Here is a 16552-nt window from a genome sequence, read left to right on the forward strand (position 1 = left end):
GAGTGGGCCGCGTGGCGGCCCCAGGGGCATTACAGGCTTGGCAGCACACCGGCCGGCAGCAAACCGGTCAGGCTCCCCTTGGCCAGCAGTTCCACGGCCTTTTCGATGTCTGGCGCAAAGAAACGGTCACGGTCATAGTGCGGCACTTCGCTGCGCAGCGCCTGGCGCGCCTGCTCCAGCTTGGTGGAGGTCTTCAGGCCCTTGCGCAGGTCGAGGCCCTGGCAGGCACCCAGCCATTCGATGGCCAGGACGCCTCGGGTATTCTCGGCCATTTCCCACAGGCGCTTGCCGGCAGCCGGGGCCATCGAAACGTGGTCTTCCTGGTTCGCCGAGGTGGGCAGGCTGTCGACGCTGTGCGGGTGGGACAGGGCCTTGTTCTCGCTGGCCAGCGCAGCAGCGGTCACCTGGGCAATCATGAAGCCGGAGTTGACCCCGCCATTTTCCACCAGGAACGGCGGCAGCTGGGACATGTGCTTGTCCATCATCAGCGAAATGCGGCGCTCGCTGAGCGAGCCGATTTCGGCGATGGCCAGGGCAATGTTGTCGGCGGCCATGGCCACCGGCTCGGCGTGGAAGTTGCCGCCGGAAATCACGTCCCCTTCGGCAGCGAACACCAGCGGGTTGTCGGATACGGCGTTGGCTTCGACCGCCAGCACTTCGGCGGCCTGGCGCAACTGGGTCAGGCACGCACCCATGACCTGCGGCTGGCAGCGCAACGAATACGGGTCCTGCACCTTGTCGCAGTTCTTGTGCGACAGCGACACTTCGCTGGCGTCGCCCAACAGGTCGCGGAAGCACGCCGCGGTGTCGATCTGGCCACGCTGGCCCCGCACTTCGTGGATACGCGCATCGAATGGCGAACGCGAACCCAGCGCGGCTTCGACGCTCAGGCCACCGCAGGCAATGGCGGCGGCGTACAGGTCTTCACCCTGGAACAGGCCGCGCAGCGCATAGGCGGTGGACGCCTGCGTGCCGTTGAGCAGGGCCAGGCCCTCCTTGGCGGCCAGGGTCAATGGCTCGAGGCCGGCCACCGCCAAGGCTTCGGTCGCTGACAGCCACTGACCCTTGTAACGTGCCTTGCCTTCGCCCAGCAGCACCAGCGACATATGCGCCAAGGGGGCGAGGTCACCGGAAGCCCCGACCGACCCTTTCAGCGGTATGTGCGGGTAGACTTCGGCATTGACCAAGGCGATCAGCGCGTCGATGACCTTGCGGCGAATGCCGGAGAACCCGCGGCTGAGGCTGTTGATCTTCAGCACCATGATCAGCCGCACCAGGTCGTCATCCAGCGGCGCACCGACACCGGCAGCGTGGGACAGCACCAGCGAGCGTTGCAGGTTTTCCAGGTCGTGGCTGGCGATACGGGTCGACGCCAGCAGGCCAAAACCGGTGTTGATACCGTAGGCGGTGCGGTCTTCGGCAATGATCTGCTCAACGCAGGCCACACTGGCGTCAATGGCTGGCGCGGCGCTGGCATCCAACTGCAAGCGCACGGGCGCGGCGTGAATGGCGCGCAGCTGGGCCAGGGTCAGGGTGCCTGGCTTGAGGAAGAATTCGGTCACGTTGCTACTCCAGTCGCTTGGAGCCACAGGCCCGTCTGTGGTGCCTGTGCGCTCCTTCTTGTTGTTCAGTATCACCCCTGGCGGGGTGCGAGCCAAAGCCGGGGGTCAGCCCGTAATCATCGGCAGGTCCAGGCCCTGCTCCCTGGCGCAGTCGATGGCGATGTCGTAGCCGGCATCGGCGTGGCGCATGACACCGGTCCCCGGGTCGTTGGTCAGCACGCGGGCGATACGCTCGGCGGCTTCGTCGGTACCGTCGCAGACGATGACCATGCCCGAGTGCTGCGAGAAGCCCATGCCCACGCCGCCACCGTGGTGCAGCGAGACCCAGGTGGCGCCGCCCGCGGTATTGAGCAAGGCGTTGAGCAGCGGCCAGTCGGAGACAGCATCCGAGCCGTCGCGCATGGCTTCGGTTTCGCGGTTGGGGCTGGCCACCGACCCGGAGTCCAGGTGGTCGCGGCCAATCACTACCGGCGCCGACAGCTCGCCGCTGCGGACCATTTCGTTGAACGCCAGGCCCAGCTTGGCACGCAGGCCCAGGCCAACCCAGCAGATACGCGCCGGCAAGCCCTGGAAGCTGATGCGCTCGCGGGCCATGTCCAGCCAGCGGTGCAGGTGGGCGTCGTCGGGGATCAGTTCCTTGACCTTGGCGTCGGTCTTGTAGATGTCGTCGGCCTCACCGGACAGCGCCGCCCAGCGGAACGGGCCAACGCCGCGGCAGAACAACGGGCGGATGTAAGCGGGTACGAAACCTGGGAAGTCGAAGGCGTTCGCTACGCCTTCTTCCTTGGCCATCTGGCGGATGTTGTTGCCGTAGTCGAACGTCGGGATGCCCTGCTTCTGGAAGTCGAGCATGGCCTGCACGTGCACGGCCATCGACTGCTTGGCGGCCTTGACCACTGCCGCAGGTTCGGTCTGCGCGCGGTCGCGGTACTGTTCCCAGGTCCAGCCGGCGGGCAGGTAACCGTTGAGTGGGTCGTGGGCACTGGTCTGGTCGGTGACCATGTCCGGGCGCACGCCGCGCTTGACCAGTTCGGGCAGGATTTCGGCGGCGTTGCCGTGCAGGGCGATGGAGATTGCCTGGCCTTCGGCGGTGTACCTGGCGATGCGTGCCAGGGCGTCGTCGAGGTCGGTGGCCTGCTCGTCGACGTAGCGGGTTTGCAGGCGGAAGTCGATGCGGCTCTGCTGGCATTCGATGTTCAGCGAGCAAGCCCCGGCCAGGGTCGCCGCCAGTGGCTGGGCACCGCCCATGCCGCCCAGGCCGGCGGTGAGTACCCACTTGCCCTTCAGGTTGCCGCCATAGTGCTGGCGACCGGCTTCGACGAAGGTTTCATAGGTGCCCTGGACGATGCCCTGGCTGCCGATGTAGATCCAGCTGCCGGCGGTCATCTGGCCATACATGGCCAGGCCTTTGGCATCCAGCTCGTTGAAGTGCTCCCAGCTGGCCCAGTGCGGCACCAGGTTGGAGTTGGCGATCAATACACGCGGGGCGTTGCTGTGGGTCTTGAACACCCCGACCGGCTTGCCCGACTGCACCAGCAGGGTTTCGTCGTCTTCCAGGCGGGTCAGGGTTTCGACGATCTTGTCGTAGCACGCCCAGTTGCGCGCGGCGCGGCCGATGCCCCCATAAACCACCAGCTCCTTCGGGTTCTCCGCGACCTGCGGGTCGAGGTTGTTCATCAGCATGCGCAGTGGCGCTTCGGTCAGCCAGCTTTTGGCGGTGAGCTTGTTGCCACGTGGGGCACGGATTTCAACGTCACGGTATTTATTGTTGTCGGTCACGGGAAGGGTCCTCTGCGGTCGTCCGCGGGCGGGTATGTCGTTGTCGATATACAAACACACCTTTACTTGTATGTACAAGCATGGACAACCAAAATAATCGTCGTTCCCCTTTACGGCCCATCGCGACACAAGGCCGCTCCTACAGAGGGCCGCGGTAGTCAGTGCATGCGCGGTCGCTGTAGGAGCGGCCTTGTGTCGCGATGGGCTGCAAGGCAGCCCCGGCTATCTCAAGTTGGAATGAGTTCGATCAGGCAGCACCGCCCTTGCACATCCAGCTCCAGCAACGCTTCGTTGCCCTCCAGCCGCAGGCAGTCAAACAACCCCAGCCGCTGCGTCTCACGGCCAGCCAAGGCCACCTCGACCTGGTTACAGGCCGCAAACAGCAACACCGTCGACGCCGAGGTGTACATTCGCTGGGTACCGTCCAGCCACTGCAACCGCGCCCGGTAACGCTGCGGCGCATAGATCAGGTTGAAATCCCGAATCGCACCGCCCAGCAACCTGCAACTGACCTGGCTCTCGCCACTGAAGGCAAATGCATCGCAGGCCAGCAATGGCCGGCTGGCCTGGCCGTCCACCACCAGGCGCATGCCGTCGCCCTGCAGCACAGTGATGATCCGCTGGTAACCGGCAAACGTGGAAAAGCCGCCCGAGTCCTCGATATCGGCGATCGACAGGCGCCAGCCGAAGCCGTCCAGGCCTTCGCCGCTGTCGCGGGTGATTTCTTCAGTGAAACCGCCACCGTTCTTCCATGGCATGCGCGGGTAATCCTGCGCGCGCAACACCTGCAACTGGCTCATTTGCTGAAACGCCCCTCCAGGCGATGACGGGATCCGGGGTGGATCAGCCGCGCGGCAGTCACCGGCTGGCGGCCCGACCAGGTGCGGCGCCGAATCAGCAGGCAAGGCTCGCCCCGCTCGATCTGCAACAGCCGGCATTCCTCCGGCTCGGCGAGGATCGCCTCGACCACGTGCTCGCCTTCGGTCAACGGCGCGACCTGGGACAGGTAGGCGTAGGGCGTCTGCCGGGTGAAATCCTGCTTGAGGTAGTCGGGGGCGATCGCCGCATTGACGTAACGGTCCTCGATCTGCACCGGCACGCCGTTCTCGAAATGCACGATCAGCGAATGAAACACCCGCTGGCCCTCGCGCATGTCCAGGGCCAACGCGCGCTCGGAGCCGGCCGCTTCCTCGGTGAGGGTGATGACCTGACACGTATGCTTGTGGCCACGGGCGGCAATTTCGTCGGCGATGTTGTTGACCTCGAACAGCGCCGACCGACCTTTGGGCTCAGCCACGAAGGTGCCCACCCCTTGCATGCGCACCAGCAGGCCTTCGGCCGTGAGTTCACGCAGGGCGCGGTTGATGGTCATGCGACTGAAGCCGAGCTCGTTGACCAGCTCGCTCTCCGAGGGGACCCGGTGATGCGGCGGCCAGCTGCCGTTGTCGATCTGCTGGACGATCATCTGTTTGACCCGCGCATACAGCGGCGCCGGGCCCTCGCCCATCTGGGCAACCAGCGCGGAGACAGGAGGTGTCGGCACGGCGTTGGATCCTTGTGCAAATGTAATGGGCGGTAGCTTGCCGCAGTTTACCCGGCAGGCAAACGCCTGTATATGTATATACAAGCTAACAATAACAGGATTCGCATCATGCCCGCCTACTTCGCCGAACGTGCCCTGCTGCCCAGCGGCTGGGCCCGCCATGTCCGCATCGAGGTCGCCGGCGATGGCTACGTGGCCAGTATCGAGCCAGGGGCTGCGCCCGAGGGTGCCGAACGGCTCGCCGGGCCCTTGCTGCCCGGCATGCCCAACCTGCACTCGCATGCCTTTCAGCGCGCCATGGCAGGGCTGGCCGAGGTTGCTGGCAACCCCAACGACAGCTTCTGGACCTGGCGCGACCTGATGTACCGGCTGGTCGGCCAGATCAGCCCAGAACAACTGCAGGTCATTGCCCGCCAGCTGTACATCGAGATGCTCAAGGCCGGCTACACCGCGGTCGCCGAGTTTCACTATGTGCACCATGACCAGGCCGGCAAGCCCTACGCCGACCCCGCCGAGTTATCCCGCCGCATCAGTGCGGCCGCCGCTGACAGTGGTATCGGCCTGACCTTGTTGCCGGTGCTGTACAGCCATGCCGGGTTCGGCGGCCTGGCACCGAATCACGGCCAGCGGCGCTTTATCAACACTACCGACCAATACCTGCAACTGCAGGCGCAACTGGCCCCCGCGCTGGCCACACAGCCCGCGCAGCGCCTGGGCCTGTGCTTCCACTCGCTACGGGCGGTGGCGCCGGCGCAGCTCGCCGAAGTGCTGGCGGCCAGTGACACGCAAGCACCGGTGCATATCCATATCGCCGAGCAGCAGAAGGAAGTCGACGACTGCCTGGCCTGGAGCGGCCTGCGGCCCCTGCAGTGGCTGTATGAGCATGTCGACGTCGACCGGCGCTGGTGCCTGGTACACGCCACCCACGCAGCACCCGACGAAGTGGCAGCCATGGCCCGCAGCGGCGCGGTGGCAGGCCTGTGCCTGACCACTGAAGCCAACCTGGGCGACGGGATTTTCCCGGCCGTGGAGTTCCTGGCCCAGGGCGGGCGCATGGGCATTGGTTCAGACAGCCATGTATCGCTGAGCGTGGTCGAGGAATTACGCTGGCTGGAATATGGCCAGCGGCTGCGTGACCAGCGCCGCAACCGCCTGTATCGGGGTGATCAGCCAATGGTCGGGCGCACCCTTTATGACGCCGCGCTGGCGGGCGGCGCCCAAGCGCTGGGGCAGCCAATCGGCGCGCTGGCCGTGGGCAAACGTGCCGACTGGCTGGTGCTCGACGGGCAGGACCCTTACCTGGCGATGGCCGAGGATGATGCCATCCTCAACCGCTGGCTGTTTGCCGGCGGCGATCACCAGGTGCGCGATGTGATGGTGAATGGGCAGTGGGTAGTGCGCCAGGGGCGGCATGCACAGGAGGAACAAAGCCGGATGGCGTTTGCCGAGGTGCTGCGGCAGTTGCTGGGGTAATGCAGGGCCGTCACCAAGCTTGAGAACTGTGTAGTAGCCGCCGCATTTTCAGCGCCTGTGAGATTGAACGCCGCCCGCGCGGCGCATCGCGAGCTGCGCTCGCTCCTACGTTTTTTTCGGGCCAATTATGCCTGGGGGATTTGCGCGCGAACCCTTTGGCGCATGCCTCAATGTCGCGTCGTATGAACCAGGCGGTCGCGCGCGCATCTCAGAGGCCTCACTGGCCCGAAACAAACGTAGGAGCGAGCGCAGCTCGCGATGCGCCGCGCGGGCGGCGCTCGCTCTAACAGCCGCTGTATATCTTGTGACAAACACCTGTCGGCCCTGATGCAATCCCTGTGTGGCTTGCCGGCGATAAGGCCGGCAATGCTGCCATCAATGCATCTTGACGATCTGCTGGTCGGAAGCGCGCCAGATCAAGCGGCTGGTGTCATAGCCCTGCTGACGAGCCTTGGCCAGTAGGTTCTCGCGCTGCCAGGCCGGCAGGGTCGGCGTGCGTGACAGGATCCACAGGTACTTGCGGTCCGGGCTACCGACGATAGCAGTGCGATAGTGTTCGTCAACGTACAGAATCCAGTATTCACCCCGCGCCACGCCCGGCACCAGCTGGGTGAACCAGTTATCGAACTCGACCCACAACTTGTCGGTATGGCCCGGCTCCTGGATATTGGCATGCCCTTCTGCGCGCAACCATTCGTCACCCATGGTGCGGCAACGGTTGAGTACCCCGTAGCTGCCATCGGGCTTGAGGTTGTAATGGGCCTCGGACTGTTCGCAGCCCTCCTGGAAGCGCATGGGCAGGCGTGCCAGCTCGTACCATTTGCCCTGGTAACGCTTGAGGTCTACATTGCCGGCGGTTTTCGGCGCCAGCGGGTCATGCACAGAGCCTGCGCAACCGCCCAGCAGCACCGCCAGGCATACCGCCATCAGCAGGTACACACGCCTCATTTGAGGCCCTGCCCTGAGTACATCAATACTTTGTCAGCTGCATACTGCACGCTGATGAAGCTCTTCTCGTCCCCCCAGGTGCAGCTGCTCATGCCCAACGCGCCGGAACATTCGGTCGGCGTGCCGAGCAGCTGCTCGACCTCGGCCTTGCTCATACCGGCCTTGATCTTGGAATAGTTTTCCTGGTTGATCTTGCTGCAGGCAGTCAGCACGACGCACAGCGACAACAGGGCGAGGGAACGCAACGACATTGAAGGACACTCCTGGGAAGATGAGACAGGCGAGTGGCCTGCAGTGACCTTCGACGTGAAAATCCCTCCTTTGTTCCCTTCCCTCCCCCCTATACCCCTACACCATTGGTCGGGTGGCCACTACTGTGCGATTAATCACAAAGCATTAGTTAACGGCCAATAAAAAAGCCGCCCCTTGTAGGGGCGGCCTTGTGTGGCGATGGCCTGCGCAGCAGGGCCCTGCAATCTCAGAACCTGGACCCGGGCTCCAGCAGGAAGTCCATCTCTTCGCTGGTGCTCGGGCGATCCAGCACCAGGTTGCGGTGCGGGAAGCGACCGAACCGGGCGATCACCCGCTGGTGCTGCTCGGCGTAGTCGAGGAAGCCTTCGAACAACCGGCGGCTGGCCTCGGGCTGTTCGCCCAGCAGCACCTGAAAGCGCTCGACGCACAGGTTTTGCCAGTCCAGCACCTCGGCGTGCTCCAGCACCACCAGCACGAATACCCGCTGGATCGGTAGCAGCTGGTAGTCCCAGCCCTTCTGCAGGCCCTGCATGGCCACCACCTGGGCACGCCGGTCACCCTCGAAGGCGCGCGGCGTGTCGCGGTAGATCATGCGTGGCAGCTGGTCGAGCAGCAGCAGCAGGCCCAACCAGCCCTGCGGGCTTTGCTGCCACTCGTCGAGCCCGCCGGCCAGGGCCTGCTCCACCAGTTCACCGAACTGCGCATGGGCCTCGGCATCGTGGTGCTTGCCGAACCACAGCGTGCTCTTCTCGTCAGCCACGGCCTGGGCACTGGTGCCCCAACCGAACCACCATTCCAGCAACGGCTGCCAAGGTGCGAGCATGACTTACTCCTTGTGGTAGGCGGTAACGCGCTCGACCTCTTCTTTCGAGCCAAGAATGACCGACACACGCTGGTGCAGGCTTTCTGGCTTGATGTCGAGGATGCGATCGTAACCATTGGTAGAGGCGCCACCGGCCTGTTCGATGATGAACGACATCGGGTTGGCTTCGTACATCAGGCGCAGCTTGCCCGGCTTGCTTGGCTCGCGGGCGTCACGTGGGTACATGAACAGGCCGCCACGGGTCAGGATACGGTGCACGTCGGCCACCATCGAGGCGATCCAGCGCATGTTGTAGTTCTTTTTCAGCGGGCCGGTCTCGCCTGCCAGCAACTCGCCGACGTAGCGCTGCACCGGGGCTTCCCAGTGGCGCTGGTTGGACATGTTGATGGCGAACTCGGCGGTGGTTTCCGGCACGCGGATGTTCTCGTGGGTAAGCACGAAGCTGCCCAGCTCGCGGTCCAGGGTGAAACCCTTCACGCCGTTGCCCAGAGTGAGGATGAGCATGGTCTGCGGGCCGTAGATGGCGTAGCCGGCAGCCACCTGCTGGGTGCCTGGCTGCAGGAAGGCGTTTTCGTTCAGGGTTTCGTTCTGGCTCAGGTACTCGTTAGGGCAACGCAGTACGGAGAAGATGGTGCCGACCGACACGTTGACGTCGATGTTCGACGAACCGTCCAGCGGGTCGAAGACCAGCAGGTAGGCGCCTTTGGGGTACTTGCCCGGAATCTGGTAGGCGTTGTCCATTTCTTCCGAGGCCATGCCGGCCAGGTGGCCGCCCCACTCGTTGGCCTCCAGCAGGATATCGTTGGAAATCACGTCCAGTTTCTTCTGGACTTCGCCCTGCACGTTTTCCGTGCCCATGCTGCCCAGCACACCGCCGAGGGCGCCCTTGGACACGTGATGGCTGATTTCCTTGCACGCACGCGCCACCACTTCGATCAGGAAGCGCAGATCGGCAGGGGTATTGTTGCTGCGGGTCTGCTCAATCAGATAGCGACTCAGGGTAACGCGGGACATGTATGGCTCCGAAAGGATGGGGGAGATGAAAAACCCCCGCAGTTTACAGGGAGAGTTGCAGGCTAGCGAGTGATGAGACTCGCCACGGCACTCTGACGGCACAATAGGTCGGTAGTTCAGCGTGTGCCAGGCCGGTGGTCGGCGCCCGCCTTCTTCACGAGCGAGCCCGTGAAGAAGGCGGTGCAGGCACCTTCAATCCAGCGCCTTCCAGATCTGCGTAGCATATTCGCGAATGGTCCGGTCCGACGAGAACCAGCCCATCCGCGCCGTGTTCAGCACCGCCATGCGCCACCATTGCTCCGGCGTGTGCCACAAGTCCTCGACGCGCTGCTGGGCATCCCAGTAGGCATCGAAATCGGCACATACCAAGAAGCGGTCATAGGCCACCAGCCCATCGATCAAGCCGGTGTAGCGCGAAGGGTCGTCCGGCGAGAACACACCGCTGCGAATCGCCTGCAGCACGTCGTTGAGGCGGTTGGACGCAGCAATCGCCGCCGTGGCGCCAAAATCACCCGCCCGCTTGCGCGCCTCGACCTGCTGGGCGGTCAGGCCGAATATGAACATGTTGTCGGCACCGACCTGCTCGCACATTTCCACGTTGGCCCCATCCAGGGTACCGATGGTCAGTGCGCCGTTCAGGCCGAACTTCATGTTGCTGGTACCCGACGCTTCGTAACCGGCCGTGGAAATCTGCTCGGAGAGGTCCGCAGCCGGAATGATGCTCTCCGCCAGGCTGACGTTGTAGTTGGGCAGGAACACCACCTTCAACTGGCCACGCACGGTCGGGTCGTTGTTCACCACCCGGGCGATGTCGTTGGTCAGCTTGATGATCAGCTTGGCCTGGTGGTAGCTGGCCGCCGCCTTGCCGGCGAAAATCTTCACCCGCGGCACCCAATTGGTGCCAGGGTCGTTGCGCATGGCCTGGTACAGGGCCACGGTATGCAGCAGGTTGAGCAACTGGCGCTTGTACTCGTGAATACGCTTGACCTGCACGTCGAACAGCGCTTCGGGGTTGACCGTGACGCCAACGCGGTCCTGGATGATGCTGGCCAGGGCACGCTTGCTGTGCAGGCGCTGAGCCGCGAACTGCTTGCGGAAACCCGCCTTGTCGGCGAACGGCACCAAACCGGCCAGGCGCCCCTCCGGGTCGTCCTTGAGCTCCGGCCCCAGCGCCTCCACCAGCATGTCGGTGAGTTGCGGGTTGGACTGGTACAACCAGCGGCGGAAGGTAATGCCGTTGGTCTTGTTGTTGATACGCTGCGGATACAACTTGTGCAGCTCGGCGAACACCGTGCTCTTCATCAGCTGGCTGTGCAACGCCGAAACGCCGTTGACGCTGTGCGAGCCGAGGAATGCCAGGTTGCCCATGCGAACTCGGCGGCCGTTGTCTTCCTCGATCAGCGACACCGCCCGCAGCACGTCGAAGTCGTGCAGGCCTTTGGCACGCAGGCTGTCGATATGGTACGCGTTGATCAGGTAGATGATCTGCATGTGCCGCGGCAGCATGCGCTCCATCAACGCCACCGGCCAGGTTTCCAGCGCTTCGGGCAACAGGGTGTGGTTGGTGTAGGCCAAGGTGCCGACGGTCAGCTCCCAGGCCTTGTCCCATGGGATTTCGTGCTGGTCCACCAGCAAGCGCATCAGCTCCGCCACGGCAATGGACGGGTGCGTGTCGTTGAGCTGGATGGCGGCCGCATCGGGCAGGTTGAGCAGCGAGTCATGCTGGTTCAGGTGGCGGCGCAGCAAGTCCTGCAGTGACGCCGATACGAAGAAATACTCCTGGCGCAGGCGCAGCTCCTGCCCGGCCTCGGTACTGTCCGCCGGGTACAGGACCCGCGAAATGCTCTCGGCACGTGCCACCTCGGCCACTGCGCCCAGGTGGTCACCGGCGTTGAAGCGCTCCAGGTGCAGCTCTTCCAGCGCCCGTGCCCGCCACAGGCGCAGGGTGTTGACGCTCGAACCCCGCCAGCCGACCACCGGCGTGTCGTACGCTACCGCACGCACGGTCTCGCCAGGTGACCACACCTGGCGTTGGTTGCCATGGTTGTCGTGCACCGTTTCGACGCTACCGCCAAAGCTGATCGGGTAGATCACTTCGGCACGCTCGAACTCCCACGGGTTGCCGAAGTCCAGCCAGTTCTCGGTCTGCTCCTGCTGCCAACCATCGACCAGTGCCTGGCGGAACAAGCCATGCTCGTAGCGGATACCGTAGCCATGGGCGGCAATGCCCAGGGTCGACATGCTTTCCATGAAGCAGGCGGCCAGACGCCCCAGGCCACCGTTGCCCAGTGCGGCATCGGGCTCCAGCAGGCGGATGCGCTCCAGGTCCACGTCCAGGTCTCGCAGGGCCTCTCGGGCGATGTCCAGCAAGCCCAGGTTGCTCAGGCTGTCGTAGAGCAGGCGGCCAATCAGAAACTCCAGGGAAAGGTAGTAGACCCGTTTCTGGCTACGCCGGTAGGCCTGTCGGGTGTGGTCCATCCAGTGGTCGACCATGTGATCGCGCGCTGCCAGGGCGATGGCTTCGAACCAGTCATGGTCGAAGGCGTGCTCCGGGTCCTTGCCAACCGCATAGGTCAGCTTGTTCAGTACGGCAGCGCGAAAATCCGCGACTTCGGCGTCACGAGCTTCAGGTTCCTGGGACATGGGGCATCCTCGGGCAAGTTGACGAAAGCGGAGGGAGAGTGTTCAGACTAGACCCTTCGACAGGGAGAGACAGTTACGGTTCGCAGTTTTCATGCCGACTTGGTGATTCCGGCAAAAGGTTGTTCATAAATTGAACAATTCCGGTATCATCGCGCGCCCCAAGACCGTGATCCGCCCCTTATAAAGATGAAAACGACCCTGATCGCCGCAGCCGAAGTCGACCGCCTGGAGACCTGGCAGCGCTACACCAGCAACATGTGCCATGGCTGCCATTCGACCTGCTGCACCCTGCCGGTGGAGGTGAAGATCAAGGATCTGATCCGCATCGGCGTAGTCGATGAATTCGAGAAAGACGAACCGCCGAAGAACGTGGCCAAGCGTTTGCAGAAAGAAGGCATCATCGAGCGCTTCAACCAGAAGTCAGGCATCTTCACCCTGACCCGGATGAGCAACGACGACTGCATGTATCTGGATCGCAAAAGCCGCCTGTGCACCATTTATGACAAGCGCCCGGACACCTGCCGCAACCACCCCAAGGTTGGGCCGCGGCCGGGTTATTGTGCGTACAAGCCCAAGGTGGTCGGGCGCTAAGCGTTAGCCATCAAGGGCCTCTTCGCGGGCTTGCCCGCTCCCACAGGATCTGCGCGATCCTCAAGGCCTGTGCAGTACCTGTGGGAGCGGGCAAGCCCGCGAAAAGGGCCAACGCAAATTCTGCAAGCATAAAAAAACGCCCCCGGCCTTTCGACCGGGGGCGCTTTCATTCAGCCTGAGCTAACTCAGTTCTTGGCTTTCTTGGCAGCGCGGGTACGCTCGCCTTCGTCCAGGATCTTCTTGCGCAGACGGATCGACTTAGGCGTGACTTCGCACAGCTCGTCGTCCTGGATGAATTCCAGGGCCTGTTCCAGGGTGTGGCGAACTGGCGGTACCAGGGCGATGACTTCGTCTTTGCCCGAAGCACGCATGTTGTCCAGCTTCTTGCCCTTGGTCGGGTTCACGCCCAGGTCGTTGTCACGGCTGTTCAGGCCGATGATCTGACCGTTGTAGATCTCCTGGCCGTGTTCAACGAACAGCTTGCCGCGAGCCTGCAGGGTTTCCAGCGAGTAGGTCAGTGCCTTGCCGGTTTCGACCGACACCAGAACACCGTTCAGGCGGCCAGACATCTGGCCCGACTTCATGGTGTCGTAGCGGTCGAAGATCGAGGTCAGGATGCCTGCACCGTTGGTCAGGGTCAGGAACTGGTTACGGAAGCCGATCAGACCACGGGCTGGAATGTTGTATTCCAGGCGAACACGGCCCTTGCCATCCGGCACCATGTTGGTCAGGTCACCCTTACGCAGGCCCATCTCTTCCATGACCTTGCCCTGGGATTCTTCAGGGATGTCGATGGTGACGTTCTCGAACGGTTCCTGCTTCACGCCGTCGACTTCGCGGATGATCACTTCAGGGCGGCCAACAGCCATCTCGAAGCCTTCACGACGCATGGTTTCGATCAGTACCGACAGGTGCAGCTCGCCACGGCCCGATACCTTGAACTTGTCAGGGGAATCGGTTTCCTGAACGCGCAGGGCCACGTTGTACAGCAGCTCCTTGTCCAGACGGTCCTTGATGTTGCGGCTGGTAACGAACTTGCCTTCTTTACCGCAGAATGGCGAGTCGTTGACCTGGAAGGTCATCGAAACGGTTGGCTCGTCAACGGTCAGCGGCTTCATCGCCTCTACCGCGTCCGGGGCGCACAGGGTGTCGGAGATGAACAGCTCGTCGAAACCGCTGATGCAAACGATGTCGCCAGCCTGGGCTTCTTCGACGTCGACGCGGTGCAGGCCGTGGTGGCCCATCAGTTTCAGGATACGGCCGTTACGCTTCTTGCCGTTGGTGTCGATGGCGACAACCGGGGTGTTCGGCTTGACGCGACCACGGGCGATACGGCCAACGCCGATAACACCGAGGAAGCTGTTGTAGTCCAGTGCGGAGATCTGCATCTGGAACGGGCCGTCACGGTCAACAGACGGTGCTGGTACGTTGTCGACGATCGACTGGTACAGCGCAGTCATGTCTTCGCCCATGGCGGTGTGGTCCAGACCGGCAATGCCGTTCAGGGCCGAGGCGTAGACGACTTTGAAGTCCAGCTGTTCATCGGTGGCACCGAGGTTGTCGAACAGGTCGAAGATCTGGTCCAGAACCCAGTCCGGACGCGCGCCCGGGCGGTCGACCTTGTTGATCACGACGATTGGCTTCAGGCCGGCTTCGAAGGCCTTCTTGGTCACGAAGCGGGTTTGCGGCATCGGGCCGTCCTGGGCGTCGACCAGCAGCAGCACCGAGTCGACCATCGACATTACACGCTCGACCTCGCCACCGAAGTCGGCGTGGCCGGGGGTGTCGACGATGTTGATGTGGTAGCCGTTCCAGTTGATGGCGGTGTTCTTCGCCAGAATGGTAATACCGCGCTCTTTTTCCTGGTCGTTGGAGTCCATGACGCGCTCGTCGTTGAGCTCGTTACGCTCCAGGGTGCCGGACTGACGCAGGAGTTTGTCGACCAGGGTGGTTTTACCATGGTCAACGTGGGCGATGATGGCGATGTTACGCAGATTTTCGATCACAAGTGTATCTCGATCAGAGGATTCGGTTGCCGCCCAGTGTAGGCGGCGAACATGTACTGTTTAAGGCTCAGCGGGCCCGGCGGTCGGGAGGGCGATGGCGGATACTGCCGCCATACAGCCCCGGCGTCTTATGTCGGACGATAAACACGCACATTGGCATGTCCCTCACTGAGCAGGTGGTGTGCGTGCAAACGGCTCATCACACCCTTATCGCAATACAGCAAGTACTGGCGCGTGGGGTCCAGGTGCTTGAACTTGCTGTTGATGGCATAGAACGGCATGGCCTGCACCTCGATACCTTCCAGTACCAGAGGCTGATCTTCCTGGGCGTCGGGGTGACGAATGTCGATGACGATCTGGCCTGGCAGCGCCTCGGCCACTTCCTCGATTTCGATGTCCTTGCCCAATTCATCGATCACGTGGTCGATGGAAATGAACTTGGCGCGCTCCAGGGCGCGCTCCAGCACGGCCATGTCGAACTGCTTTTCTTCGTGCTCCATGCGGTGGCGCTTGGCATGGGTGGTCGGGTTCACCGAGATCACGCCACAGTATTCCGGCATGTGCTTGGCGAAGTCGGCGGTGCCGATTTCGGTGGCCTGGTCGATGATGTCCTGCTTGTGCGTGGCCAGCAGCGGGCGCAGCACCAGCTTGTCGGTGGCCGAGTCGATGATCGACAGGTTCGGCAAGGTCTGGCTCGATACCTGGGAAATCGCCTCGCCGGTCACCAATGCGTCGATCTGCAGGCGGTCGGCCATATGCGCGGCGCCGCGCAGCATCATGCGCTTGAGGGTCACGCCCATGTAGCTGTTGTCGACCTTGTTGAGGATTTCGCCAACCACTTCCTCGAACGGCACGCTGATGAACAGCACGCGCTGGCTGCTGCCGTACTTCTTCCACAGGTAGTGGGCCACTTCCATCACGCCCAGCTCGTGGGCACGGCCGCCGAGGTTGAAGAAGCAGAAGTGGGTCATCAGACCACGGCGCATCATCTGGTAGGCCGCCACGGTAGAGTCGAAGCCACCGGACATCAGCACCAGGGTCTGCTCCAGCGCACCGAGCGGGTAACCGCCAATGCCATTGTGCTGGTTGTGGATCACGTACAGGCGCTGGTTGCGGATCTCGATGCGCACCATCACCTCGGGGTTCTTCAGTGCGATACCGGCAGCGCCGCACTGCTGGCGCAGCTGGCTGCCGACGTAACGGTCGACGTCCATCGAGGTGAAATCATGGTGACCACCGCGCTTGCAGCGCACGGCGAAGTGCTTGCCGGCCAGCAGGTGGCCAAAATGGTGCTTGCACTTGGCGACGATATCGTCGAAGTCACCCAGCGGGTATTCCTCTACCTGCAGGAAATGGGTAATACCCGGGGTGCAGGTGAGGCGCTCGATCATCTCGCGCTGGACTTTCTCGTCTTCGACGCGGGTAACCACTTCGAGGTTGTCCCACACACCATCCACCGCAAGCTCAGGGTCGAGGTCCTTGAGCACGTTGCGGATATTCTTGCCGAGCTGGCGGATGAAGCGCTTGCGCACCGGCCGGCTCTTGATGGTGATTTCTGGGAAGACTTTGACGATGAGTTTCATTGGTTAACAGCGCGCGCAGGGCCTGCCGAAAATGAGGGGCGCGAATTATATCGGAAATTGCTCAGGATTTGACCAACTTTTGATCAGAAGCTTTGAGATAAATGTCAGCGCAGGATTTTTTGGTGCCCGTGAGACCGAGCGCCGCCCGCGCGGCGCATCGCGAGCTACGCTCGCTCCTACGTTTGTTTCGGGCCAGTAACCCCTGTGCCAGGTGCGCGCGACCGCCTTGTTTGTACCGCGCGATAATGAGGCATGCGCCAAGGCGTTCGCGCACAAATCCCACAGGCATAATTGGCCCGAAACAAACGTAGGAGCGAGCGCAGCTCGCGATGCGC

At 62.9% G+C, this 16552-nt stretch carries 13 protein-coding genes; 2 read left to right on the forward strand and 11 right to left on the reverse strand.

Annotated elements, in window-relative coordinates; all coding sequences use genetic code 11:
• Nucleotides 1-29 precede the first annotated feature (29 nt).
• The 4 genes from hutH to hutC form a co-directional block, all read right to left on the reverse strand.
• Nucleotides 30-1562 (reverse strand): histidine ammonia-lyase, encoded by a 1533-nt coding sequence (gene hutH, locus L1P09_RS23330; protein ID WP_192441204.1) that lies wholly within the window; start codon nucleotides 1560-1562, stop codon nucleotides 30-32.
• Between the two features lie 105 nt (nucleotides 1563-1667).
• Nucleotides 1668-3341 carry a urocanate hydratase gene (hutU, locus tag L1P09_RS23335; RefSeq protein ID WP_054905303.1) on the reverse strand — a complete coding sequence of 558 codons (1674 nt, stop codon included), beginning with the start codon at nucleotides 3339-3341 and terminating at the stop codon, nucleotides 1668-1670.
• 227 nt (nucleotides 3342-3568) lie between these two features.
• Nucleotides 3569-4141 carry a HutD/Ves family protein gene (locus tag L1P09_RS23340; protein ID WP_235768166.1) on the reverse strand — a complete coding sequence of 191 codons (573 nt, stop codon included), beginning with the start codon at nucleotides 4139-4141 and terminating at the stop codon, nucleotides 3569-3571.
• Nucleotides 4138-4848: a histidine utilization repressor gene (gene hutC / locus L1P09_RS23345; RefSeq protein ID WP_154211989.1), complete on the reverse strand. Its 711-nt coding sequence runs from the start codon at nucleotides 4846-4848 to the stop codon at nucleotides 4138-4140. Before hutC ends, L1P09_RS23340 begins: the two co-directional genes overlap by 4 nt.
• 144 nt (nucleotides 4849-4992) lie before the next feature.
• Here hutC and L1P09_RS23350 point away from each other — a divergent pair, with 144 nt between their 5' ends.
• Nucleotides 4993-6357, forward strand: coding sequence for a formimidoylglutamate deiminase (locus L1P09_RS23350; protein ID WP_235768168.1), 1365 nt, complete (start codon nucleotides 4993-4995; stop codon nucleotides 6355-6357).
• 375 nt (nucleotides 6358-6732) lie between these two features.
• Here L1P09_RS23350 and L1P09_RS23355 read toward each other — a convergent pair whose 3' ends face one another.
• The 5 genes from L1P09_RS23355 to L1P09_RS23375 form a co-directional block, all read right to left on the reverse strand.
• On the reverse strand, nucleotides 6733-7305 hold the full coding sequence (locus L1P09_RS23355; protein WP_235768170.1) for a lipocalin family protein: 573 nt from the start codon (nucleotides 7303-7305) through the stop codon (nucleotides 6733-6735).
• A complete protein-coding gene (bamE, locus tag L1P09_RS23360; RefSeq protein ID WP_009681214.1) occupies nucleotides 7302-7556 on the reverse strand; it encodes an outer membrane protein assembly factor BamE domain-containing protein in 255 nt (84 codons plus the stop codon). Before bamE ends, L1P09_RS23355 begins: the two co-directional genes overlap by 4 nt.
• A 227-nt stretch (nucleotides 7557-7783) precedes the next feature.
• Nucleotides 7784-8380, reverse strand: coding sequence for a DUF924 family protein (locus L1P09_RS23365; protein WP_054906162.1), 597 nt, complete (start codon nucleotides 8378-8380; stop codon nucleotides 7784-7786).
• 3 nt (nucleotides 8381-8383) lie between these two features.
• A complete protein-coding gene (locus L1P09_RS23370) occupies nucleotides 8384-9394 on the reverse strand; it encodes a class 1 fructose-bisphosphatase (RefSeq protein WP_009681216.1) in 1011 nt (336 codons plus the stop codon).
• A 192-nt stretch (nucleotides 9395-9586) separates the two neighbouring features.
• Nucleotides 9587-12037 carry a glycogen/starch/alpha-glucan phosphorylase gene (locus tag L1P09_RS23375; RefSeq protein ID WP_232892332.1) on the reverse strand — a complete coding sequence of 817 codons (2451 nt, stop codon included), beginning with the start codon at nucleotides 12035-12037 and terminating at the stop codon, nucleotides 9587-9589.
• Between the two features lie 186 nt (nucleotides 12038-12223).
• Here L1P09_RS23375 and L1P09_RS23380 point away from each other — a divergent pair, with 186 nt between their 5' ends.
• Nucleotides 12224-12628: a YkgJ family cysteine cluster protein gene (locus L1P09_RS23380; protein ID WP_003249225.1), complete on the forward strand. Its 405-nt coding sequence runs from the start codon at nucleotides 12224-12226 to the stop codon at nucleotides 12626-12628.
• A gap of 185 nt (nucleotides 12629-12813) precedes the next feature.
• Here L1P09_RS23380 and typA read toward each other — a convergent pair whose 3' ends face one another.
• Nucleotides 12814-14634 carry a translational GTPase TypA gene (gene typA, locus L1P09_RS23385; RefSeq protein ID WP_009681218.1) on the reverse strand — a complete coding sequence of 607 codons (1821 nt, stop codon included), beginning with the start codon at nucleotides 14632-14634 and terminating at the stop codon, nucleotides 12814-12816.
• A gap of 128 nt (nucleotides 14635-14762) precedes the next feature.
• On the reverse strand, nucleotides 14763-16217 hold the full coding sequence (thiI, locus tag L1P09_RS23390) for a tRNA uracil 4-sulfurtransferase ThiI (protein WP_009681219.1): 1455 nt from the start codon (nucleotides 16215-16217) through the stop codon (nucleotides 14763-14765).
• Between the last annotated feature and the right edge of the window lie 335 nt (nucleotides 16218-16552).

The sequence above is a fragment of the Pseudomonas juntendi genome, assembly GCF_021560075.1.
GTDB classification, from domain to species: domain Bacteria; phylum Pseudomonadota; class Gammaproteobacteria; order Pseudomonadales; family Pseudomonadaceae; genus Aquipseudomonas; species Aquipseudomonas juntendi.